General features: G+C 61.7%; 20 protein-coding genes, 1 tRNA gene and 1 pseudogene. 15 read left to right on the top strand and 7 right to left on the bottom strand.

Annotation, left to right across the window (positions count from 1 at the left end; all coding sequences use genetic code 11):
* Positions 1 to 52 precede the first annotated feature (52 nt).
* The 5 genes and pseudogenes from AC0L2M_RS19895 (at position 53) to AC0L2M_RS19875 (ending at position 2483) form a co-directional block, all read left to right on the top strand.
* Positions 53 to 127 (top strand) — tRNA-Glu (locus AC0L2M_RS19895).
* Between the two features lie 94 nt (positions 128 to 221).
* Positions 222 to 355, top strand: a pseudogene (locus AC0L2M_RS19890) (type II toxin-antitoxin system HicA family toxin).
* 5 nt (positions 356 to 360) lie between these two features.
* Complete coding sequence (locus AC0L2M_RS19885) at positions 361 to 780, top strand: type II toxin-antitoxin system HicB family antitoxin (RefSeq protein WP_473535690.1); 420 nt, start codon at positions 361 to 363, stop codon at positions 778 to 780.
* Positions 781 to 965: 185 nt separating this feature from the next.
* On the top strand, positions 966 to 1547 hold the full coding sequence (locus AC0L2M_RS19880; RefSeq protein WP_473535689.1) for a VOC family protein: 582 nt from the start codon (positions 966 to 968) through the stop codon (positions 1545 to 1547).
* 27 nt (positions 1548 to 1574) lie between these two features.
* The gene (locus AC0L2M_RS19875) at positions 1575 to 2483 is read left to right on the top strand and encodes a glutathione S-transferase family protein (protein WP_473535688.1); all 909 of its coding nucleotides are present in this window, start codon (positions 1575 to 1577) and stop codon (positions 2481 to 2483) included.
* A gap of 463 nt (positions 2484 to 2946) precedes the next feature.
* Here the strand turns inward: AC0L2M_RS19875 and AC0L2M_RS19870 are convergent, their stop codons facing one another.
* From AC0L2M_RS19870 to AC0L2M_RS19860, 3 genes are all read right to left on the bottom strand, one after another.
* Entirely contained in the window at positions 2947 to 3831 is an 885-nt protein-coding gene (locus AC0L2M_RS19870) for a hypothetical protein (RefSeq protein WP_473535687.1), read from the bottom strand.
* 527 nt (positions 3832 to 4358) lie between these two features.
* On the bottom strand, positions 4359 to 4616 hold the full coding sequence (locus AC0L2M_RS19865; RefSeq protein WP_473535686.1) for a hypothetical protein: 258 nt from the start codon (positions 4614 to 4616) through the stop codon (positions 4359 to 4361).
* Positions 4617 to 4948: 332 nt separating this feature from the next.
* Positions 4949 to 5311, bottom strand: a complete 363-nt coding sequence (locus AC0L2M_RS19860; RefSeq protein WP_473535685.1) for a hypothetical protein — start codon at positions 5309 to 5311, stop codon at positions 4949 to 4951.
* 777 nt (positions 5312 to 6088) lie between these two features.
* On the opposite strand from AC0L2M_RS19860, the gene AC0L2M_RS19855 reads away from it, so the two are divergent.
* From AC0L2M_RS19855 to phoB, 6 genes are all read left to right on the top strand, one after another.
* The gene (locus AC0L2M_RS19855; RefSeq protein WP_023797091.1) at positions 6089 to 7093 is read left to right on the top strand and encodes a PstS family phosphate ABC transporter substrate-binding protein; all 1005 of its coding nucleotides are present in this window, start codon (positions 6089 to 6091) and stop codon (positions 7091 to 7093) included.
* A 119-nt stretch (positions 7094 to 7212) separates the two neighbouring features.
* A complete protein-coding gene (pstC, locus tag AC0L2M_RS19850; protein ID WP_023797092.1) occupies positions 7213 to 8601 on the top strand; it encodes a phosphate ABC transporter permease subunit PstC in 1389 nt (462 codons plus the stop codon).
* Positions 8594 to 10207 carry a phosphate ABC transporter permease PstA gene (gene pstA, locus AC0L2M_RS19845; RefSeq protein WP_473535684.1) on the top strand — a complete coding sequence of 538 codons (1614 nt, stop codon included), beginning with the start codon at positions 8594 to 8596 and terminating at the stop codon, positions 10205 to 10207. Before pstC ends, pstA begins: the two co-directional genes overlap by 8 nt.
* Before the next feature lie 12 nt (positions 10208 to 10219).
* The gene (gene pstB, locus AC0L2M_RS19840) at positions 10220 to 11035 is read left to right on the top strand and encodes a phosphate ABC transporter ATP-binding protein PstB (protein WP_023797094.1); all 816 of its coding nucleotides are present in this window, start codon (positions 10220 to 10222) and stop codon (positions 11033 to 11035) included.
* A 35-nt stretch (positions 11036 to 11070) separates the two neighbouring features.
* A complete protein-coding gene (gene phoU / locus AC0L2M_RS19835; RefSeq protein WP_023797095.1) occupies positions 11071 to 11778 on the top strand; it encodes a phosphate signaling complex protein PhoU in 708 nt (235 codons plus the stop codon).
* A 16-nt stretch (positions 11779 to 11794) separates the two neighbouring features.
* Positions 11795 to 12484, top strand: a complete 690-nt coding sequence (phoB, locus tag AC0L2M_RS19830; protein ID WP_031254097.1) for a phosphate regulon transcriptional regulator PhoB — start codon at positions 11795 to 11797, stop codon at positions 12482 to 12484.
* A 269-nt stretch (positions 12485 to 12753) separates the two neighbouring features.
* On the opposite strand, the gene AC0L2M_RS19825 is transcribed toward phoB, so the two are convergent.
* Positions 12754 to 14001: an ROK family protein gene (locus AC0L2M_RS19825; protein WP_473535683.1), complete on the bottom strand. Its 1248-nt coding sequence runs from the start codon at positions 13999 to 14001 to the stop codon at positions 12754 to 12756.
* 263 nt (positions 14002 to 14264) lie between these two features.
* Between AC0L2M_RS19825 and xylF the strand changes: the two genes are divergently transcribed.
* From xylF to AC0L2M_RS19805, 4 genes are all read left to right on the top strand, one after another.
* Positions 14265 to 15305 (top strand): D-xylose ABC transporter substrate-binding protein, encoded by a 1041-nt coding sequence (gene xylF / locus AC0L2M_RS19820; protein WP_473535682.1) that lies wholly within the window; start codon positions 14265 to 14267, stop codon positions 15303 to 15305.
* Between the two features lie 141 nt (positions 15306 to 15446).
* A complete protein-coding gene (locus AC0L2M_RS19815; protein ID WP_473535681.1) occupies positions 15447 to 16766 on the top strand; it encodes a sugar ABC transporter permease in 1320 nt (439 codons plus the stop codon).
* Between the two features lie 93 nt (positions 16767 to 16859).
* Positions 16860 to 17654: an ATP-binding cassette domain-containing protein gene (locus AC0L2M_RS19810; RefSeq protein ID WP_473535680.1), complete on the top strand. Its 795-nt coding sequence runs from the start codon at positions 16860 to 16862 to the stop codon at positions 17652 to 17654.
* Positions 17655 to 17767: 113 nt separating this feature from the next.
* Positions 17768 to 19411: a CHASE domain-containing protein gene (locus AC0L2M_RS19805; protein WP_473535773.1), complete on the top strand. Its 1644-nt coding sequence runs from the start codon at positions 17768 to 17770 to the stop codon at positions 19409 to 19411.
* Between the two features lie 167 nt (positions 19412 to 19578).
* Here the strand turns inward: AC0L2M_RS19805 and AC0L2M_RS19800 are convergent, their stop codons facing one another.
* The 3 genes from AC0L2M_RS19800 to AC0L2M_RS19790 all read right to left on the bottom strand — a co-directional run bounded on the left by AC0L2M_RS19800 (position 19579) and on the right by AC0L2M_RS19790 (position 20616).
* On the bottom strand, positions 19579 to 19821 hold the full coding sequence (locus AC0L2M_RS19800; protein WP_027153471.1) for a YMGG-like glycine zipper-containing protein: 243 nt from the start codon (positions 19819 to 19821) through the stop codon (positions 19579 to 19581).
* An 81-nt stretch (positions 19822 to 19902) separates the two neighbouring features.
* Positions 19903 to 20229: a hypothetical protein gene (locus AC0L2M_RS19795; RefSeq protein WP_023797104.1), complete on the bottom strand. Its 327-nt coding sequence runs from the start codon at positions 20227 to 20229 to the stop codon at positions 19903 to 19905.
* 204 nt (positions 20230 to 20433) lie between these two features.
* The gene (locus AC0L2M_RS19790; RefSeq protein WP_031254098.1) at positions 20434 to 20616 is read right to left on the bottom strand and encodes a hypothetical protein; all 183 of its coding nucleotides are present in this window, start codon (positions 20614 to 20616) and stop codon (positions 20434 to 20436) included.
* Between the last annotated feature and the right edge of the window lie 208 nt (positions 20617 to 20824).

Here is a 20824-nt window from a genome sequence, read left to right as displayed (position 1 = left end):
GAAGCCCAGTTGCTTTTTCCCGGCCGTCAGCCTATATCGCCGGTTCTTGAACGCGCCCATCGTCTAGCGGTCAGGACACCGCCCTCTCACGGCGGGAACAGGGGTTCGATTCCCCTTGGGCGTACCAAGGATTTCAACGCTTAGCTCGCTTGCGGTCTGTACATCGAATGTTTGTCGATAAGCGACCATGTACGGCCGCGAATGTTGGCGGACCTGAGGGTCTGGAGGCGCTGGACGCAAGCCATGCACAATTCAAACACAAGAAGAAAGCCGGTAGAGTCACGGTTCCCAAAAGGGATATTCCTTTGGGACCCTGCGGAGCATCGAACGTCAATCCGGTCTAAAGCTGAGGTAGATACAATGAAGCAGTATATCGGATTGATCCATAAGGATACCGGCAGCGACTTCGGTGTGGCCTTTCCTGATTTTCCCGGCGTTGTCACCGCCGGCACCGATCTGGACGACGTTAGTGCTATGGCTGAGGAGGCCCTTGCCCTTCACATCGAAGGGCTTGTGGAAGATGGCGAAGCCATTCCAGAACCCTCCAGCTTGGAAGATGTCATGGCCGACGCCGATAATCGAGACCGCGTCGCAATCTTGGTTGCGGTGAAGACCGAGGCCAAGAAAGCTGTCCGCGTCAACATCACGCTCGCTGAAGATGTTCCAAGCCAAATTGACGCCTTTGCCGAGGCGCCCGGTTATACCCGGTCCGGCTTTATCGCGAAGGCGGCTCAAAGAATCATCGAGCTTGAGGGCGGCCGAAAGGCTCGCAGCGCTTAGCTACCGTTTGCGCTACCCAGGGACTTCCAATGCAAGTGTCCCTATGGCCTGGCTTCTGGCGCATCGTCGCCGGTTGATTTAGCATCTCCTGATAATCCTCGTGCCAGGCACAAGCAGCACAACTGCGAGCGGCACCGGGGCGAGGTGAACACGACGACGACATCCGGCTGCCAGGGAGACGGCCAATGCAGAAGCTGCAATCGCAAGGCGTCCATCACATCACGCTGGTCGGCGCCGGGCGCCAGACCTCGATCGATTTCTGGGAAGGCGTGCTTGGCATGCCTTTCATCTTCGAGCAGCCCAACCTCGACAAGGCCAGCGAAAGCCACCTCTATTTCGATCCGGGCGACGGCCGGCTGATCACCATCTTCACCGACGAGAGCCGCACGCCGGTCAAACGGCGCACGCCGACCGATCCGGGCTGCGTCCATCACATCGCGTTTGCGGTGTCGCGGGTCACCTTCCTGCAGGCGGTCGCCCGGCTCGACGAGCGCGCCATCAAGCACAGCGGCGTCAAGGATCGCGGTTTTATGGATTCGATCTATTTCGAGGATCCGCTCGGCCTGCTGATCGAGCTCGCTTCCTACCGTTTCGAGCCGCCGGCGGGCTTCAACCATGCCGACGTGCTGATGCAGGCGCACAAGCTTCGCGTCGCGCGCGGCGACTACGCAATCGCCGAAGTGCATCTCGCCGACGCGATCCAGGCGCTGGTCGAGCGCTCCCGTGCGACCTTATCGGAAGACCGCGCGCCGAAAAATCCATACTGACGACAGGCCAAAAAAGGGAGGAACACAATGGCAAAGACGACCACGAAAAGTGCGAAGAAGCCGGCCGCCAAGGCCGCTACGAAACCAGCTGCCAAGGCGACAAAGCCTGCGGCCAAGGCGACAACGCCTGCGGCCAAGGCGTCAGGCGCTTCCGCCGAGCTGGCAGCGAAAGCCGCCGCAAAAGCTGCAGGTAAGGCGTCCGCGAAATCCGCGCGGAAGACCAAGGCGAAATCAGGAAAGAAGCCTGCGCTGACGCTCAGCATGCTGAAGCCGAGCGTCAACAATATGAGCGTACGGGTGTTTGCGCGCGCGGCCGGGCTCGACCATTCCGAGACCGACGTATGGGGCCACACGCGCTCGCCCGAGTATATGGCGCGAAACCCGGCCCATCTGACGCCGATGATCGAGGACAAGGGCCTGCCCAGGGGCGTGTTGTGGGAAAGCTGCGCCATCATGCAGTATCTCGCCAACAAGCACGGGCTGGAGAAATTATATCCCAAGGCGCCGGCCAAGCGGGCGATGATCGACAGCGCCATGTTCTATCTGATCGGCACGCTCTACCCCTATGTGGCGCGCGCCACCTATCCTGCGCTGAATTTCCCGCAATATGCCGGCGAGGTCGGCCACAGCGACGCTCATCCCGACAAGAAGGCGGAAGCCCAGAAGGCCGCTATAGCAGCGATAGCCGAGCCGCTGGAGGTCTTTCACAGCTTCTTCAGGAACGGCAAGCCGTTCATCGGCGGCAAGTACCCGTCGATCGCCGACATCCGCCTGGCGGCGACGCTCGAATTCCTGGCCGCCATCGACTACGCGCTGCCGCAATGGGCGAAGGAGTATATGGCGGCGATCGAAAAGAAGCTCGGCAAGGCCTATGCCGAGCCGGCCGCCGACGTGCGCGGCTATATCGCCTATGTGAAGTCGCAGGCAGGCGCGTGAGGCTTTCGCTCTCACGGTTTTGCTTGCCCAGGCCGATCTAAACCGAGCCCGAGGGCCCGCCGCCTTTTACCGGACGTAAGAATGTTTGAAGCGTCGACGAAGGAGCGACGGTTGACCTGCGGGCATCGATCCCGATGATGGGGCCAGCGCGGGTGGCGTCCATGGAAGGACTATATATGACCCGCAAACTACCCTTATTCGCCGCGTTCGGCCTGGCGCTTGCTGCCCTGGCGGCGTGTGACCAAACTCAATCGGGAGGAACGCAGGCGACGACCGCTGGCCAGTTGCCGCCACCTCCAGCCGACACGACGACGCCGGCACCCGCAACCCCGCCAGCTCAGACAGCCCCTGTTCAGTAGCAGATCGTCGTTTTCAAAAAGGAACCCTCGCCCCGAGAGGCGGGGTTCGCTTTTGCCATTTCAGCCGCAAATCGGTGCGGCATGACTGATGCTGCGCTTGTCGTTCAGGGACCGAACATTACAAGCTCGGTGAACGACAGATCTCCAAGCGAGGGTGGTCTGGGACCCCTAAAATATTTCAGCCCGCTGTTGGCGCGGTACCACCCGAACAGACCTCCAATCGGCTCCCTGGCGTCGACGACGCAAAGCAGGATGCCGCTTCGCAAAAGAAAGCGCCCGATGGCACCGGCGCACCGGCTCAAATCCGCGAGAGAGCGGCAATAGACGATCTGATAGGATGGGATAAGACCGCGCAATATCCGGCGCGGCATCAATACGAAAGGAAACGCTGCTCCGTCGCAAATGCAAATCAATGACCGGCAGCCAAGTGCTGAGTGTTCCGAGAGTATGTATCTCTCGCTGTCGGACAGCATCGCCATTTCCGCAAGATCGGGACGAGCTTCAAGCACGCGACATGACCGCTGCGCCAAACTAAAAGCCGGCAAGAAGGCAAATTGTCCGGTGGTGAAGGGCCGAAAGCCGAGCGCCCAGTTGGCTTTCAACGTTGCGGGCGCCGGCGAAATATTGGTGTAGGTCACGTCCCTTCGCTTGAGAATCGTCGTGACCAATTTGGCGCCATAGGGACGGAATTCTGCGTCGACGGACCAGCTTGAAAGGTTGCAGCGGACTTCGTCGCCTTCCTGCCCGGGATAACGGGTATAAAGGGTCAGCACAACGCCGACGATCCGATCGGCCTTCTCCAAGGCCAAGCCGTATTGTGGGAACTCGGCGACGGGAGGCCGCTGCGACAAACGGGTCAGCGCCTGTATCCAGTAACTCCGGTCACGCTTCGGAAACCCCCGGCACAGGCAGTCGACCACTCCTTCCCAATCTGCTTCGCGAATTGGTCGACAGCGAACGCCAGGAGGGAGAGCGCCAAGCACGGCCATAAGTCGACTTCCAGAATAGGCTAAAGCGCGTTGCGGCTGAACGGATCCAATGCGACGCGCTTAAGTTCTTGTTTTTATGCATGTCGTTATCGCAAAAACGCTGCGCAGCCTCGGGTCAGGCCCGAGGGCATGCTTTTGCGCGACATGCATCTTCGATATGCCTCATACGCTAACACGTTGGCGTACAACGATTAATAATATGTGCCGCATTTAAAGACGACTTTCTGCACTGATCACGAAGACGCAACGCAGATTGGCCACGACACGTCGACGAGCAGTTCCCGCCGGTTAAGGATTCGTTAACCAAATCCCTATCTACTGGTCGGCAATTCACCTCCAACCCGTGACCACGGATGTACTGGCGCGGTCGAGGTGGAAGGAAAGGTCGGCCATGTGCCGGCCTTTTTGTCTCGAGGGCTATTGTCGGGGCACCCTCAGCTTCAAGCGCAACGGCACGCTGATCGGGCCGCCGATTCAGCCAAGCGTTGTTGGCGTCACCTTGAGAGATCGGACCGGTTCACCAGATATCAGTGTTGCCCGCGTCTCGCATTGACATGGCGTGCCAATTCCGGCGTCTCGAAGACGTAGTCGCTCCAGGCCGATTCCGGAATCTGACCGGCCAGATAGCATTCCAGCAAAAGACTTTGCTCAGGACTGAGAGGTCTCGGCGCGCGCTCATGGTCCATTCTCAGCGAGTGAAACAGACTTCTGGGCGAGTGAAGCAGATTTCCGGGCAAGTGAAACAGATTTCTGGTCACGTCCGAGACAGTGAAGTGGATCGACATGTGTTCGGTCTCCTTTGACCATCCAGCGCCCAGGGATCGGGATCGATCTCCGCTCCGCTGCCTTCGGTTCGGAAAGGACCATGCGCCAAATCAAAACGCTACAGCGTGTGTTGTGCGTCCAAAGCGACGCGCGGCGCTGCAATGGCTGTTTAACGTCGAAGGCCGGATAAGGTTCAACGCGGCTGGCGGTAACGCCGATCAGGCAGCCCGAAACCCACCAGGTCGGCTCATGCTCTCGGCCTGCGCGTCTGACCGAACCGCTGCGGCAGCTGCGCAGCAACGTTTTCAAGGCGGCGCATCTTTTTAGCTGCTAGCGCTTGAATGCCGGCTGGCTATTCGCAGACCATGCGGACCCGTTTTCCGGGTTGGCTGACGTTCCTGCAGGTGAGCGGTTTCGCCGGCTCGGATGACGGCGTCGGTGGTTGTTTGGCAATCCTGGCGATTTTCGTTCTCGGCGCCACGGAGGAGTCGATTTTGCGGGCCGCCGCTGTTTCCGGCGTTTCGGGCGCCGCAGGAAAGACATCGGTCTGCAGCAACTGCGGCTGTTCGGCTTGCGCCTGCTGCTGCGGCCGGTCCCAGAACCGCCGGACATCGAGCGGCCTTGGAATGACGACGGTGCCGTCGTAGCTGCGCGAGCAGCCGCTCCCTAGCAGCAGCATCGGGCACACGAAAAAAGGCAGGATCCGTCGCAACATCAGCAACATCCTTGCGGGATCTATAACGCGGCTTCGGTTCTACCGACAACCGTCGGAATACACTGCGGGCAAGGCTAGCGCATGACCCGGAGAATCGGAATCGATTTCGCTGGGGATCATGCGCAAAAATCAAAGTGCCGCAGCGTCCCTGGCGCGACTTTGGCGCGATTGGGGGCGGGCATGGACGATTGCCTACCCAAGCCCATCAGCCCTAAGCCCATTAGCCCCAGGCGGCGTCTTGCTCGAAAAGGTCCGCGGACGGGAAATCCACGCGCGGGATAGCCACGTCAGCCTGTCGGGTCCAGCCGATTCGGCGACGCGTTGCGACAAGACTATGGTGCGATCGCACCATACCAAAGCATGCGTCCGGTTGGAACAATAAGCGCATTCGAGTTCCGCTCCTCCAGTTACGGGCGGGAGCAGCGACCGCCGGCAAGAAGCAGGGTCAGATTTACCCCAACGGACCTGCTTCGGCGATGGCACGGCCATGACCTCCTTGGCCGCATGCAACGCGCTCCCGCCCGGATTTTCTTTTTCGGCGCCAATTGTTCGCCCGTCCAGGCAAATGCCGGCCGCAATTCGCGCAAGCTGCTGATTCCAGCGGCAAACCACGGCTGTACCGGCGAGACCCGCGGCCCTTCCTTTTGACAGGGCTGTGCGGCGGTTACCGGGCTGACATCAAACTGTCATGTGACTGTAATAATCGGGGGCTATGGCCTCAGCGGGCGCCGAAGGAATGGCGCCGAGAGACCATTTTTCCGAACAGGAGCAGGCCACATGAAGAAATTCCTCCTTACGGCGTCGGCCGCGGCGCTTGCGCTCGCCGCGTCGGCTGGTTATGCCGCCGCGCGCGACCAGATTCAAATCGTTGGTTCGTCCACAGTGTTCCCCTTCACGACGGCTGTCGCTGAAAAGCTCGGCCAGAGCGGAAAGATCAAGACCCCGGTTGTCGAGTCGACTGGCACCGGCGGCGGCATGAAGCTGTTTTGCCAGGGCGTCGGCGAAAATACCGCCGACTTCACCAATGCCTCGCGCGCCATCAAGGATAGCGAGCTTAAAACCTGCAAGGCAAACGGCGTGACGCCGGTCGAGATCAAGGTGGGCTTCGACGGCATCGTACTGGCCAACTCGAAGGCAGGGACTGTCGTCGATCTGACCAAGGAACAGGTTTTCAAGGCGCTCGCCAAGAACGTCGCTGTTGACGGCAAGGTCGTCCCCAACCCCTACAAGAACTGGTCGGATGTCGATGCATCGCTTCCCGCGACAAAGATCGAGGTGCTTGGCCCGCCGCCGACTTCCGGCACGCGCGATGCATTCGTCGAGCTCGTCATGGATGCGGCCTGCCAGGAAGAAGTGAAGGCGGCTAATGAAAAGGGCTGCGGCGAGATCCGCGAAGACGGCGCTTTTGTCGAGGCCGGCGAAAACGACAATCTGATCGTCCAGAAGCTGGAAGCCAACCCCAATGCCTTCGGCGTCTTTGGCTTCTCGTTCCTTGACCAGAACGCCGACAAGCTGCAGGGCCACAAGGTCGATGGCGTCGAGCCGACTTTCGAGAACATCGCATCCGGCGATTACGGCGTTTCCCGCTCGCTCTTTGTCTATGCCAAAAAAGAGCATGTCGGCGTCATCCCCGGCATGCAGGAGTTCATCGCCGAGTACACCTCGGAGGCTGCATGGGGTCCTGATGGTTATCTGGCCGACAAGGGCCTGATCCCGCTGCCGGACGCCGAGCGCGCCAAGTCGGCCGAAAACGCCAAGGCCCTGAAGGGCATGGGCTCCTGATGTTCGGGGGTCCGAGCGTACCGCTCTGACCCCTCATATCCTAAAGCACAAAGCGCGGGACCATAGGTCCCGTGCTTTGAGCCGGTGAATGACCGGCGGTCGAGGGGACGTCCCGAATCATGGTCGGTTATCTCGTTGTTCTTCTGGTGGTTCTGGCCGCTGCTGCCTATTGGCTCGGCCGGACCCGCGCCATTGCCAGCGTCAATGGCAACGTCGCGCGACTGCATTCGCTGCCTGGCCAGCATGGCATGTTTCTGGCGCTTTTTGCTGCCGGTCCCGCGCTGCTTGCGATCGTGTTGTGGTCGCTGGTGACGCCAGGAATTGAATCGTCGATCGTTACCGACCGCTTCTCCTCCGAGTTGTCGGGAATGGGCGTCCCGCAGGTCGAAGCTTTCATCCGCGACGCTCGCGCGATGGCCTTTGGCGGGCTTGTCGGCTTTGCCGATCCAACGAAAGAGGCGGCCGCCGCGCTCTACAAATCGGTCCATGCGACCAGCACCTGGATCATCTGGACCGTCGCGCTCGTGCTTTCCGCGTCCGGATTTTACTGGGCCTATTCACGCATCGCACAGGCCTACCGGGCGCGCCACGTGGTCGAGCGCGTTCTTCGCGCATTCTTGATCGCCTGTTCGGTGGTCGCGATCCTGACGACGATCGGCATCGTCCTGTCGCTGATCTTCGAGTCGCTGCGGTTCTTCCAACAGGTGCCGTTCTACAAGTTCCTGTTCGGCACGCATTGGTCGCCGCAGAGCGCCTTCACCGGCGCGGGAGCGGAGGCCGGGGCGGTCAACGAGGACATTTTTGGCATGGTGCCGCTCTTTGCCGGCACGTTGCTCATCACCTTCATCGCCATGCTGGTGGCTGCGCCTATCGGGCTGATGGCTGCGATCTACCTTTCGGATTACGCCTCCAAAAGCGTCCGCGCGGTCGCAAAGCCGGTTCTGGAAATCCTCGCCGGCATTCCGACCGTCGTCTACGGCTTCTTCGCCGCGCTGACGGTTGCGCCCTACTTCCGCGGTATCGGCGAAAGCCTGGGCCTCAACGTCGCGTCTGAATCCGCGCTCGCCGCAGGCGTGGTCATGGGTATCATGATCATTCCCTTCGTTTCCTCGCTTTCCGACGATGTGATCAACGCCGTTCCGCAATCCCTGAGAGACGGTTCCGCGGGCCTCGGCGCGACCAAGTCGGAAACCATCCGCAAGGTGGTCCTTCCCGCTGCCCTTCCGGGCATCGTTTCGGCAATGCTGCTTGCCGTCAGCCGCGCAATCGGCGAAACGATGATCGTAGTCATGGCGGCGGGGCTGGCGGCAAACCTCACGGCAAATCCGCTCGAAGCGGTCACCACCGTGACCGTGCAGATCGTGACACTGCTTGTGGGCGACCAGGAGTTCGACAGCGCCAAGACGCTTGCAGCCTTCGCACTCGGCCTGGTGCTGTTCTGCATCACGCTTACCCTCAACATCGTCGCTTTGCGCGTCGTCCAGAAATACCGAGAGCAATATGACTGATGCGATCTCGTCATTCGGCGCCGTCGGACGGCCGGTCAGCGTTCATACCGACGATGCCGCGAAGGCGCGGCTGAAGGGCCGCTACCGCACGGAAAAATGGTTCAAATGGCTCGGCGCCGCAGCTGTCGCGTTGGCCGGCTTGTTCCTTGTGCTGCTCCTGTCGACGATCGTCACGCAGGCGATTCCGGCGCTGCGGCAGAACTATGTGACGCTGCCGATCGATCTTTCAGCGGCCAAGGTCGACCCGGCGAAACTCGACGAAGTGAACTACGACGCCATCGCTCAGGAAGCGCTTACGGCAAAATTTCCGGATGTGAAGAGCCGCCAGGACAAGCGCCTGCTGCGCGGGCTGATTTCCACCGGCACAGGCGTGTTCCTGCGCAAGGATATTGCGGCTGATCCGGGGATGCTCGGAGGAACGGTGGACTATGCGGTTCCAGTTGACGATTTTGCCGACCTCTATCTCAAGGGTTTGCTTGCCGACGTCGGTTCGGACGAAGCGATTTCGACAAGCGTCACGCCTTCGGAAACCAGCGGCGACATCGATCTGACCTTCGGCGACGATGCCATGCTGGCGCTGGCGCGCGGCCATGGTGCGACCGAGGGCGAAAACGGCATGTTTACGCTGACGAGCGGCGCGTCGTCGCTGCTGGTCGCGTTCAATGGCGGCACGGTCAAGCTGACCTCGCTGTCGTCTGCGGCCAACGGCACGGTGATCGCAAAAGGCACGGTGATCGAGGCGCTGGACAGCACGGCGCCCGCCGCGAGCGGCCAGGCATTCCTGCGCGTCATCGAGACGCCGGAAGCATCGCGAAAGATTTCGGACAAGGTGATCGTCTGGCTCGACACGCTGAAGAGCGCCGGCCTGATCGAAAGCCGGTTCAACTCGATCTTCTTCTTCACCGGCGCAAGCCGCGAGCCGGAATTGGCTGGTGTCTGGGGCGCGGTCGTCGGATCGTTCCTGACCATGATCGTAACCCTCGCAATCGCCTTCCCGATCGGCGTTTCAGCGGCGATCTATCTTGAGGAATTTGCGCCCAAGAACCGGCTGACGACGATGATCGAAGTGAATATCAACAATCTGGCGGCGGTGCCTTCGATCGTCTTCGGCCTGCTTGGACTTGCCGTATTCCTGAATTTCTTCGGCATGCCGCGCTCAGCCCCGGTGGTCGGCGGCATGGTGCTGGCGCTGATGACCCTGCCGATCATCATTATCGCCTCGCGCGCTTCGCTGCGCGCCGTGCCGCCTTCGATCCGCGAGGCGGCGCTTGGCATCGGAGCGTCCAAGGTCCAGACCGTATTCCATCACGTCCTGCCACTGGCGATTCCGGGCATCATGACCGGCACCATCCTCGGAATGGCGCATGCGCTCGGCGAAACCGCGCCGTTGCTGATGATCGGCATGGTCGCCTTCATCGTCGACATTCCCGGCGGCTTCACCGATCCCGCGACGATCCTGCCGGTGCAGATTTTCATGTGGGCGGATTTCCCGGAAGCGGGGTTCCAGCAGAAGACTTCGGCGGCGATTTTGATTTTGCTGGTGTTTTTGGTCATCATGAACGCCATCGCGGTGATACTGCGCAGGCGCTTCGAGCGGCGCTGGTAAGGAGTAGAGGATATGAACATCATGACGGAAGCCGGCGTCGAGCAGAAACTGAGCAGCGCAACCAACGCCCCTTCGATCAAGATGAAGGGCGAAAAGGTCTCTGTTCACTACGGCGAGAAGCGAGCTCTGTTCGACGTCGATCTCGATGTCCGCGAGCATCAGGTGACAGCGTTGATCGGGCCATCGGGCTGCGGCAAGTCGACGTTCCTGCGTTGCCTGAACCGAATGAACGACACCATCGATATCGCGCGGGTGAGCGGCAAGATCACGCTCGACGGCGAGGACGTCTACGATCCGAAAATCGATGTCGTCGAGCTGCGAGCTCGCGTCGGCATGGTATTCCAGAAGCCGAATCCGTTTCCGAAGTCGATCTACGAAAACGTCGCCTACGGTCCGCGCATCCACGGCCTGGCCAGGAGCAAGGCCGAGTTGGACGGCATCGTCGAATCGAGCCTGAAGAAGGCCGGCCTGTTCAACGAGGTCAAGGATCGCCTGCTCGAGTCGGGTACCGGACTGTCCGGCGGACAGCAGCAGCGCCTGTGCATCGCGCGCGCCATCGCGGTGTCGCCGGAAGTGATCCTGATGGACGAGCCCTGTTCGGCGCTCGATCCGATCGCCACCGCCCGCGTCGAGGAACTGATCGACGAACTGCGCCAGAACTATACGATCGTCATCGTCACCCATTCGATGCAGCAGGCGGCGCGCGTGTCGCAACGCACGGCGATGTTCCATCTCGGCTATCTGGTCGAGGAGGGCGCGACCGACAAGATGTTCACCAACCCCGACGACAAGCGCACCCAGGACTACATCACCGGCCGGTTCGGCTGAGCGGTCCGGCGAATTTCGAACACGAGGACAGCACCATGGGTGAACACACCGTCGCATCTTTCGACGAGGAACTGGAGCACATCGACCGGCTGATCCGCGACATGGACGAGCTCGCCGCCGCAATGGTCGCGGCCTCGATCCGCGCGTTGCTTGCGTCGGACAATGCGATGGCGCAGCGCGTCGTCTCGGACGACGCCATCATGGATGCGCGGCAGCGCGAACTCGATGACAGCGCCATCACGCTGATCGCCAAGCGGCAGCCGATGGCGCAGGATCTGCGCGCCGTGGTTGGCGCAATCCGCATGGCGGGCGATCTCGAGCGCATCGGCGATCTGGCCAAGAACATAGCCAAGCGGGTCAGCGCAGTCGGGCAGAGCGCGACGCCGCGTAATCTGTCGCACGGTATCGACGCGATGGCGGACCTCGTTCTTGTGCAGCTGCGCGGCGTGGTCGAGCACTATGTGTCGCGCGATGCCGGCGCGTTGAAGGAACTGCGCGCCGACGACCAGAAGATCGACGTGAAATACACGGCGGTTTTTCGCGAGCTCCTGACCTACATGATGGAGGATCCGCGCAACATCACCGCCTGCACGCACCTTCTGTTCTGCGCCAAGAATCTCGAGCGTATCGGCGATCACGTCACCAACATCGCCGAAAACGCCTACTTTGTCGTGACCGGGCAGCAATTGCCGGCGGATCGCCCGAAGCTCGACGAAACGACGATGTCGGCGCCGGCGACATGACAGGAGTGACCGGCCGATGATCGCGCCGCGCATCATGGTGGTGGAGGATGAAGAGCCGCTGGGCGTCCTCCTCCGTTACAATCTTGAATCCGAAGGCTATCAGGTCGAGGTGGTGACGCGCGGCGACGAGGCCGAAATCCGGCTGCAGGAAAACGTGCCCGATCTTTTGGTGCTCGACTGGATGGTGCCGGCGGTTTCCGGCATCGAGCTTTGCCGGCGCCTTCGGGTGCGCCCCGAAACCGAGCGGCTGCCGATCATCATGCTGACCGCGCGCGGCGAGGAGAGCGACCGGGTGCGCGGCCTTTCGACCGGAGCCGACGACTATCTGGTCAAGCCGTTCTCGACACCGGAATTCATGGCCAGGGTCAAGGCGCTGCTGCGCCGCGCCAAGCCGGAAGTGCTGTCCAGCGTGCTCAAGGTCGGCGACATCATGCTCGATCGTGAATCGCACCGGGTCTATCGCAAGAAGAGCGAGATCCGGCTCGGGCCGACCGAATTCCGGCTGCTCGAATTCATGATGCGCCACCCGGGCCGGGTCTTCTCGCGCAGTCAGTTGCTCGACAATGTCTGGGGCGAGACGATCTACATCGACGAGCGCACGGTGGACGTCCATGTCGGCCGGTTGCGCAAGGCGGTCAACAATGGTCGCATGCCCGATGTCATCCGCACCATCCGCGGCGCCGGCTATGCGATCAGGGAAGACTAGCTAGGGATGTGCTGATATTCAGGTGATGCCGGCCTGCGAACGGCGGCTTCCTGCGCTTACCTACAGCGCCGCGCGCCCTGTTGGGCACGCAAAGGACGCTGTAGAACTTTGATTTTGCGCACGACCTTTCCGAAATCGATCTCGATTTCGGGGTCATGCGCGGGCTCACGTACCCAAAAGTACGCTCCGCTCCGGTTCTCGGAACCCACCATTCTCGACTCGGCCTGACCTGAATCTCAACACACCCCAAGTCGCGACCCGGGAATCCTTCAAGCCACGTTCTTTCCGACCGAGCCGGCTCGTGCCTGGATGCTCGGCGCGAAAATCTCCTGGTCGACGAAGCTTAGCGCCCGCATGGCGCAACCTTCGCGGATCAGCGGCAGCTCGTTCGGCTCGGTGTCGAAGGAAATCGAACCCGAATGCTGGCCGCCGGCGGTCTGGGCGATGGCCTCGCGCAGGGCCGGCTCGATCAGGTCGAAGGCGGCAGCGCTGGCGCCGACCATGGCCACCGGCGCCGGATCGATCAGCGCAAACAGGCTGCCGAGCCCGAAGCCGAGCGCCTCGCCGGCCTTGCGGTAGGCTTCGCGCTCCGGTCCGTCCATCTCGCGCGCCCGGGCCGCCAAGGCCCGCATGTCGGCGTCGCTGACATCGGCGACCGGCTCGGCGTTCTCGCTCAACAGCCTTGCGTTGCGCCAGATGGCGTAGTTGCCGGCATAAGCCTCGACGCAGCCGCGCCGCCCGCAGCGGCAAAGCGCGCCGCCCGGCCGATGGATCATGTGGCCGAATTCGCCGCCTGAGGAGTGGGTGCCGGTGAACAGCTCGCCCTTCAGCACCAGCCCCATACCGATGCCGTGCGAGAGCAGGATGGCGATGAAATCGTCGCGGTAGCGATCCGGGTGGCGCCAGCGCAGCGCCACGGCCATCATGTTGCAGTCGTTCTCCATGATGGCAGGGATGCCGAACTCGCGTTCCAGAATGTCGGCGAAGGCGATGTTCGTCTGCGGCGTGATCGGCGACCACAACATGGCGCGCGCGTGGGAATCGGTGATGCCCTGGATCGCCAGCGCGATGCGGGCGACGCTTTGGACATCGAGGTCGGGATCTTCGAGCCGGCGCCGGACGATGGCGACACATTCGTCGATCAGCGCGTCACGCGACATGGTCAGCGTGTCCAGCCGGCGCTGTTCCTCGGCGACCACTTGCCCGGCATAATTGATGACGGCGACCGACAGGAAATTCAGCGACAACACGACGGCCAACACCGCAGCGGCTTGCGGATTGAGGCTGAGGCCGACCTGCGGCCGGCCGCGTTTCAACGAAACCGTCTCGCTCGCCTTGCTCTCGGCCAGGATGCCTTCCTGGATCAGGTCGGCAGAGATCGCCGATATGGTCGAATGGCTGAGGCCGGTGGTCGCGGCGATCTCGGTCCGCGACGGCTGGCCTGCCCGGCGCACGGCCGAAATCACCATCGCCCGGTTGCGCCGGCGCAGATCGTCATGACGGATTCCCACCGACATTTTTTTTCCTCCTCATTGCCGCGGCCGCTCATGAATCGGAAGCCGTCGGTATGCCGGACAAATACTGGCAGAAGCAGAAGGGGCTGTCATTATTTATTCCGAGCCTCGAAAAAAAGCCCGACAGGACGTCAAAATCCATCAGAATTGGTGTTGACAGTGCTTCCGCGTTGGACCAGTATTTTTTCGAGGCTCGAAAAAATAGAGCCTTTGTGCCGGCCTTCGGGCCAGTTGGTCGCGCCCTACGCGGCGCAGGGAGGAATATCATGAAGAGATTCGCAGCCGCCATTCTGGCGGGGGTCGCCATGTCGCTGACGCTCGCGTCGGCCGCGCAGGCCAAGGACAAGGTCATTGGCGTTTCGTGGTCGAACTTCCAGGAAGAGCGTTGGAAGACCGACGAAGCCGCCATGAAGGCGGCGATCGAGGCCGACGGCGACAAATATATCTCCGCTGACGCACAGTCCAATCCAGGCAAGCAGCTGACCGACGTCGAAAGCCTGATCTCGCAGGGCGCCAACGCGCTGATCATCCTTGCGCAGGATGCCTCGGCCATCGGTCCGGCGGTGCAGAAGGCGCTGGACGAAGGCATTCCGGTCGTCGGCTATGACCGGCTGATCGAGAACAAGGACGTCTTCTATCTGACCTTCGACAACCAGGAAGTCGGCCGCATGCAGGCCCGCGAAGTGTTCAAGGTGGCGCCGGAAGGCAATTACGTCTTCATCAAGGGCTCGGGCGCCGACCCTAATGCCGATTTCCTGTTCGCCGGTTCCATGGAAGTGCTCAAGGATGCCATCGACAGCGGCAAGATCAAGAATGTCGGCGAGGCTTATACGGACGGCTGGCTTCCCGCCAACGCCCAGAAGAACATGGAACAGTTCCTGACCGCCAACGACAACAAGGTCGATGCGGTGGTTGCCGCCAATGACGGCACCGCCGGTGGCGTCGTCGCGGCGCTGACGGCGCAAGGCCTGGCCGGATCCGTCCCGGTTTCGGGCCAGGACGGCGACCATGCCGCGCTGAACCGTATCGCGCTCGGCACACAGACCGTATCGGTGTGGAAAGACGCGCGCGAGCTCGGCAAGAACGCCGCCGAGATCGCCTCGCAGCTGGCCGACGGCAAGCCGATGACAGACATTGCCGGCGTCAAGGATTTCACCACGCCGGGCGGCAATGTCGTCAAGTCGCTGTTCCTGACGCCGGTTGCCATCACCAAGGACAATCTCAACGTCGTCATCGACGCCGGCTGGATCAAGCAGGAAGAGGTCTGCGCCGGCGTGGCGGCGGGCACCGTCCCGGTCTGCAACTGATCCGCCTTCGCCAAAAAAACCTGAAACGCCGCGGCTTCACGCCGCGGCGTTTTTTTCAAAAGAGTTGTTTTTCCGCGTCTCGCGGGTAATTTCTAAGCTGCTTCCGGCATCCGCGGCAGACGGCAACGGTGGGAGGACATCATGACCGACACGACTTCCAACACGCCGGTTGCTGATCGGGCGCGTGAATCCGAGCTCAGCCCCTTCGGCCGCTTCCTCAAGGCGACCGAGCTCGACATACGCATGCTCGGCATGGTCGGCGCGCTGCTGATCATCTGGGTTGGAATCCACATCCTGTCGGGCGGGCTGTTCCTCACGCCGCGCAATCTCTGGAACCTGTCGGTGCAGACTTCCTCGGTCGCGATCATGGCGACCGGCATGGTGCTGGTCATCGTGATGCGCAACATCGATCTTTCGGTCGGCTCCGTCGAAGGCGTCATCGGCATGGTGATGGGCGTTGCGCAGGCAGAATTCCTCATCCGCGTCATGGGATTCCAGCTTGGAAATCCCTGGATATGGGTCATCGCACTGGCTGCCGGCGTGGCGCTCGGCCTCATGATCGGCGCGCTTCAGGGCTTCATCATCGCCTATCTCGAGGTTCCGGCCTTCATCGTGACGCTGGGCGGCCTGCTGATCTGGCGCGGCATGGCGTGGCTGATGACGAGCGGGCGCACCGTCGCGCCGCTCGATGCCACGTTCCAGCTGATGGGTGGCGGGCCGCGTGGCTCGATCGGGGCGACCGCGAGCTGGATCGTCGGCATTCTCGCCTGTGTGGCCGTCGCCTTGATGCTGCTCAACGGCCGGTCGCAGCGCAAGCGCTTCAAGTTTCCGTTGCGCCCGGTCTGGGCGGAGAGCCTGCTTGGTGTTGTCGCCTGCGCCGCCATCCTCGGCGCCGTCTGGATCGCCAATTCCTACCCCTGGCCGATCGGCATCGTTCGCCAATACGCCCAGCGGAACGGCATCACCATCCCCGAAGGCGGGCTGTTCCTCGCCCATGGCATCGCCATACCGGTGCTGATCGCGGTCGCAGTCGGCATCGTCATGACCTTCATCACCCGGCGCACCCGTTTCGGCCGCTACGTCTTTGCCATCGGCGGCAACCCGGAAGCGGCGGAACTCGCCGGCATCAACACGCGCTGGGTGACCATGAAAGTGTTCATGATCATGGGCGTTCTGGCCGCGATCAGCGCGGCAATTGCTTCGGCCCGCCTCAATGCGGCGACCAATGCGCTGGGCACGCTGGACGAACTCTTGGTCATCGCAGCAGCCGTCATCGGCGGCACGTCGCTGGCCGGCGGCTCCGGCACGGTGCTCGGCGCCATGCTGGGCGCGCTTCTGATGCAGTCGCTGCAGTCCGGCATGGTGTTGCTCGGCATCGATTCGCCGCTTCAGAGCGTCGTCGTCGGCGCCGTGCTGGTCGTCGCCGTCTGGCTCGACACCGTCTACCGCAAGCGGGTCTGAGCATGATCCCGAGCCGAAGGTCCGAATCAGCGAAAAGTGGACATCCGTTTCGGTCCAGCATCATGCTCGGCAAAACCATGGAAAGGAACGATCATGGCTGACACGACTGCTCCCACGCCACTGATCGACATGCGCAACATCTCGATTGCCTTCGGCGGCATTCGCGCCGTCGACGATGCGTCGATCGACCTTTTCCCGGGCGAGGTCGTGGCGCTGCTCGGCCACAACGGTGCGGGAAAGTCGACCCTGATCAAGATCCTGTCCGGCGCCTACAAGCGCGATTCGGGCCAAATCTTCGTCAATGGCGAGGAGGCTTCGATCGCCAATCCGCGCGACGCCAAGAAATACGGCATCGAGACGATCTACCAGACGCTGGCGCTCGCCGACAATGTCGACGCCGCCGCCAACCTGTTCCTCGGCCGCGAGCTGATGACCGGCTGGGGCACGCTCGACGATGGCGCCATGGAGGCCGAGGCGCGCAAGGTGATGGGCAGGCTCAATCCCCGCTTCCAGCGTTTCAAGGAGCCGGTGGTCAAGCTTTCGGGCGGCCAGCGGCAGTCGGTGGCGATCGCGCGCGCCATCCTGTTCAACGCCCGCATCCTGATCATGGATGAGCCGACGGCGGCACTGGGACCGCAGGAAACGGCGCAGGTCGGCGAACTGGTCATGCAGCTCAAGGCCGACGGCATCGGCATCTTCCTGATCAGCCATGACATCCACGATGTGTTCGAGCTTGCCGACCGCGTCTGCGTCATAAAGAATGGCCGGGTCGTTGGAACGGCGCGCACCGGCGACGTGACTCAGGACGAGGTGCTCGGCATGATCATTCTGGGCAAGTGCCCGCCCGGCGCCATTCCGGGACCAGGCGCGCTGAAGATCGCCGCCTGAAGCGTCAAATACCTGTCATGTGATATGCCAGCCGTCATGATGGTTTGGCCGCGCCATTGTGTTGCCACGGGGACTTGCCCATAAGATGGGAAACCATGGGTCGCAGCAGCAATTTGAAGAAGTTCTTCCCGATCGTCGCGTTCATTGCCGTCGCGCTGATCAGCCTGACAATGGCGGGATTCGCCTATTTCGCCACCCAGGAAGCGGCGCGCATCAAATTCGAGGCGACGGCGGACGACGCCCTCAACCGGATCGATAGCCGCATCGACCTGCATCTGTCACTGCTGCGATCGACACATGCGCTGTTCGAGGCTCGCAATGGTGACATTTCGCGGGGCGAGTTCAAGGCGTTCTTCGATGCGCTGGGTATCAACGACAATTTCGCCGGCCTGCGCGGCATCGGCTTTCTCCGGCTGGTGAGAGCCGGCGACGAGGCAGCGGTCGAGCGTGCTATCCTGCACGACTATGGCGTCAGCGATGCGATCTATCCGGCCACGACGACGCTGCCATGGCGTGCGCCCATCACGCTGTTCGAGCCGCTGGACCCTTCCAATCAATCCGGCATCGGCTACGACATGTTCACCGAACCGGTGCGGCGCGAGGCGATCGAAAGGGCGATGGCCGACAACCAGCAGCACGCGAGCGGGCGCGTGCAGCTAGGCCAGGAAACAGGTGCTGCGCAGACCTTCACCGGCTTCCTGGTCTTCGTGCGGCTCAACATCGAAACCGCGGCGGACGGCATCGATGCGTCCAGATCCTCGACAACAGGCTTGCTTTGTGCGGCGTTCCGCGCCCGCGACCTGTTCCAGACCGCGCTCAGCCGGACGCCGCTGCTGCCGGTCAACATCGAAATCTATGACGGCAAGGTGGATGCCGACCATCTTTTGTTCCAGTCGGAAACGCCGCCGGCGTCGGGCTTCGGAGACAGGTTGCTGGTTTCTCGCGAACTCACCATCGCCGGACGTCCATGGACCGTCCTGTTCAGGCCGACAAGCGCCTTCTCGCAACCGTCCTCGCGCGCCATTCCGGTGATGCTCGGCCTGTTCGGGCTGCTGCTCGCGGGCACCATCGCGCTGGTGGCCCGCTATCAGGAGCGGGCCTATGACGCGGTCTCGCTGCTTCATGAGACGACGGAAAAGAGCCTGCTCGAAAAAGACCTGATGCTGCAGGAGATGAAGCACCGCATCAAGAACTCGATCACGCGGGTGCTGGCGATCGCGCGCCAGACGGCATCGCATGCCACCGACGTCCACGAGTTCTCGTCTTCTTTTTCGGCCCGGCTGCAAGCGATGGCGGCTTCTCAGGACATGCTGACGCGCTCGCGCTGGCAGAAGGCCGATCTTGGCGATCTCTTGCGCATCGAGCTTGGCCAGGTGTTCGGCAAGGAGCTTCCTGACGGGATATTGTCGGGGCCAGAGGTGTTGCTCGACGAGACGACGACGCAAGCGCTCGGCCTGACCTTTCACGAACTGGCGACGAACGCGCTAAAATATGGCGAAACCGGCAATTCGGCCATTACCAGGAACGGCGACTGGTCGCTCAAAGTCGACTGGTCGGTCGAAGGCCACAGGAGCGACCGAACGTTGGTTCTCAATTGGCGCGAAGCCGGCAAGAAGAAGCTCGAACCACCGGTCAAAACAGGTTTTGGCACCAAGCTGATCGATCTGAACGTGACGCGCGAATTGCGCGGTACGATCAATCGCGATTTTCACGATAGCGGGCTAAGCGTGGAAATCAGGATCCCGCTGTCGGACTGAAACACTGCCGCAAACCGACCGATTTCAAAGGCGCCCAAATGCAGCGCCCCAAATACAGCGTGCCAAATACAGCGTGCCAAATACAGCGTCCCAAAATACAGCGTCCAAGTAAACAGAGACCGGCTCGTCCGGTCTCCGCTTCCAATGCCTCTTGCGTTTGAAACGGATCAGCAGCGCGCCGTAAACAGACGTCCACGGTTGTCGCGGTACTGGCAATAGCCATTGCGCAGGTTGCGCACCAGCAGGCCGGTACCGGCACCGATGGCTGCGCCCACCAGCGCACCCTTGCCGCCGTCAATCAGGCCGCCGGCCAGAGCGCCGACACCGGCGCCGACGCCGACATCCTGTTCGGTGGTGCTGCAACCGCTGACCGCGATTGCGGCAACCATGGCAATAATCATCTTCCGCATAGGGTCACTCCTCGCCTTTGTCCTCACTTGTAGCTCCGCCCGTCATTTATCACGCGAAAAAGTGTTTTGCCCTGCTCGATTTCATTGTTGGCTAAGAGAATCTTTTTCGGGGCGCGCGCCGCTCGAGGCAAGCTCGAGGTCGGAAATCTCCACGGAAGCGTCGAGGGTGCCGTCCGGGCGTACGTTCCAGACGATCCGGTCGTAGTCATCCTCAAGTGCCGGATCGACGGAAAGGCATTTGGCAATGATGCGCGGAGCCTGACCCTGCACATCGCCCATGGCAAACGGACGCGCCGCGGTGCACTCCTGAGCGGTTTCGAAAACGCTCACCGATACGGGCAGTTCGCGGCACTCGGTCATCGTGTTCGAACAGCCGATGACCAGCAGCACGGCAGCGATATGTTCCATGGCGACGGTCCTCCCGCCATAGAACGGGCCACATCCGCCAAAGTTCCGGCGATACAGGCCCGCGCGACCATGGAGAACAGGCCGACATCAGGCAAGCACGAGCCGCCGGCCGCTTTGCGTCCGACGCTTTGCTTAAAATTGTTATCGCAAAACCACTGCACACCCTTGGTTCAGGCCCGAGGGGCCTGCTTCTGCGCGAATGCATCAGACCAACTGGAACGCGGCGGCCAGGACGACCACTGCAGCTAGCCCGATTGCGGCGAGGCCGGGAATCGGCAGGGAATCACGGGGCGACCGCATTGCGGATGCTTCGATATCCTGAAACCCGCTCATCGAAACGCGTGCGGCCTGTTCCAGCCTGTTGATGTCGGCAACCGTCAAAGCCATTTCTCCTGTAGTGCGCAGCAAACTGCGATCGAAAACGTCGTGCGGAGTGGTGCCTGAGAAAAACAGCATCGAACCTTATGGTGAACAGATGGTTAAAGCCGGCGCGGCTGGTATCAATCCCCACCCCTCTTGGCCCGGTGAAGTTTAAAAATAAGAAGCATCCGACGATATTAAGCGGGTTGATATAGGTTGTAGCCGTTTAATTAAA

The sequence above is a fragment of the Mesorhizobium sp. WSM4806 genome, from assembly GCF_055811635.1.
Note: the sequence above shows the minus strand (reverse complement) of the source record. Positions and strands in the feature narration are given on the sequence as shown.

What these genes read in the sequence shown, in the direction of transcription:
- AC0L2M_RS19885 (WP_473535690.1), top strand. Translation starts at nt 361, where the DNA reads ATGAAGCAGTATATCGGATTGATCCATAAGGATACCGGCAGCGACTTC.
- AC0L2M_RS19880 (WP_473535689.1), top strand. Translation starts at nt 966, where the DNA reads ATGCAGAAGCTGCAATCGCAAGGCGTCCATCACATCACGCTGGTCGGC.
- AC0L2M_RS19875 (WP_473535688.1), top strand. Translation starts at nt 1,575, where the DNA reads ATGGCAAAGACGACCACGAAAAGTGCGAAGAAGCCGGCCGCCAAGGCC.
- AC0L2M_RS19870 (WP_473535687.1), bottom strand. Translation starts at nt 3,831, where the DNA reads ATGGCCGTGCTTGGCGCTCTCCCTCCTGGCGTTCGCTGTCGACCAATT.
- AC0L2M_RS19865 (WP_473535686.1), bottom strand. Translation starts at nt 4,616, where the DNA reads ATGTCGATCCACTTCACTGTCTCGGACGTGACCAGAAATCTGTTTCAC.
- AC0L2M_RS19860 (WP_473535685.1), bottom strand. Translation starts at nt 5,311, where the DNA reads ATGTTGCGACGGATCCTGCCTTTTTTCGTGTGCCCGATGCTGCTGCTA.
- AC0L2M_RS19855 (WP_023797091.1), top strand. Translation starts at nt 6,089, where the DNA reads ATGAAGAAATTCCTCCTTACGGCGTCGGCCGCGGCGCTTGCGCTCGCC.
- pstC (WP_023797092.1), top strand. Translation starts at nt 7,213, where the DNA reads ATGGTCGGTTATCTCGTTGTTCTTCTGGTGGTTCTGGCCGCTGCTGCC.
- pstA (WP_473535684.1), top strand. Translation starts at nt 8,594, where the DNA reads ATGACTGATGCGATCTCGTCATTCGGCGCCGTCGGACGGCCGGTCAGC.
- pstB (WP_023797094.1), top strand. Translation starts at nt 10,220, where the DNA reads ATGAACATCATGACGGAAGCCGGCGTCGAGCAGAAACTGAGCAGCGCA.
- phoU (WP_023797095.1), top strand. Translation starts at nt 11,071, where the DNA reads ATGGGTGAACACACCGTCGCATCTTTCGACGAGGAACTGGAGCACATC.
- phoB (WP_031254097.1), top strand. Translation starts at nt 11,795, where the DNA reads ATGATCGCGCCGCGCATCATGGTGGTGGAGGATGAAGAGCCGCTGGGC.
- AC0L2M_RS19825 (WP_473535683.1), bottom strand. Translation starts at nt 14,001, where the DNA reads ATGTCGGTGGGAATCCGTCATGACGATCTGCGCCGGCGCAACCGGGCG.
- xylF (WP_473535682.1), top strand. Translation starts at nt 14,265, where the DNA reads ATGAAGAGATTCGCAGCCGCCATTCTGGCGGGGGTCGCCATGTCGCTG.
- AC0L2M_RS19815 (WP_473535681.1), top strand. Translation starts at nt 15,447, where the DNA reads ATGACCGACACGACTTCCAACACGCCGGTTGCTGATCGGGCGCGTGAA.
- AC0L2M_RS19810 (WP_473535680.1), top strand. Translation starts at nt 16,860, where the DNA reads ATGGCTGACACGACTGCTCCCACGCCACTGATCGACATGCGCAACATC.
- AC0L2M_RS19800 (WP_027153471.1), bottom strand. Translation starts at nt 19,821, where the DNA reads ATGCGGAAGATGATTATTGCCATGGTTGCCGCAATCGCGGTCAGCGGT.
- AC0L2M_RS19795 (WP_023797104.1), bottom strand. Translation starts at nt 20,229, where the DNA reads ATGGAACATATCGCTGCCGTGCTGCTGGTCATCGGCTGTTCGAACACG.
- AC0L2M_RS19790 (WP_031254098.1), bottom strand. Translation starts at nt 20,616, where the DNA reads ATGGCTTTGACGGTTGCCGACATCAACAGGCTGGAACAGGCCGCACGC.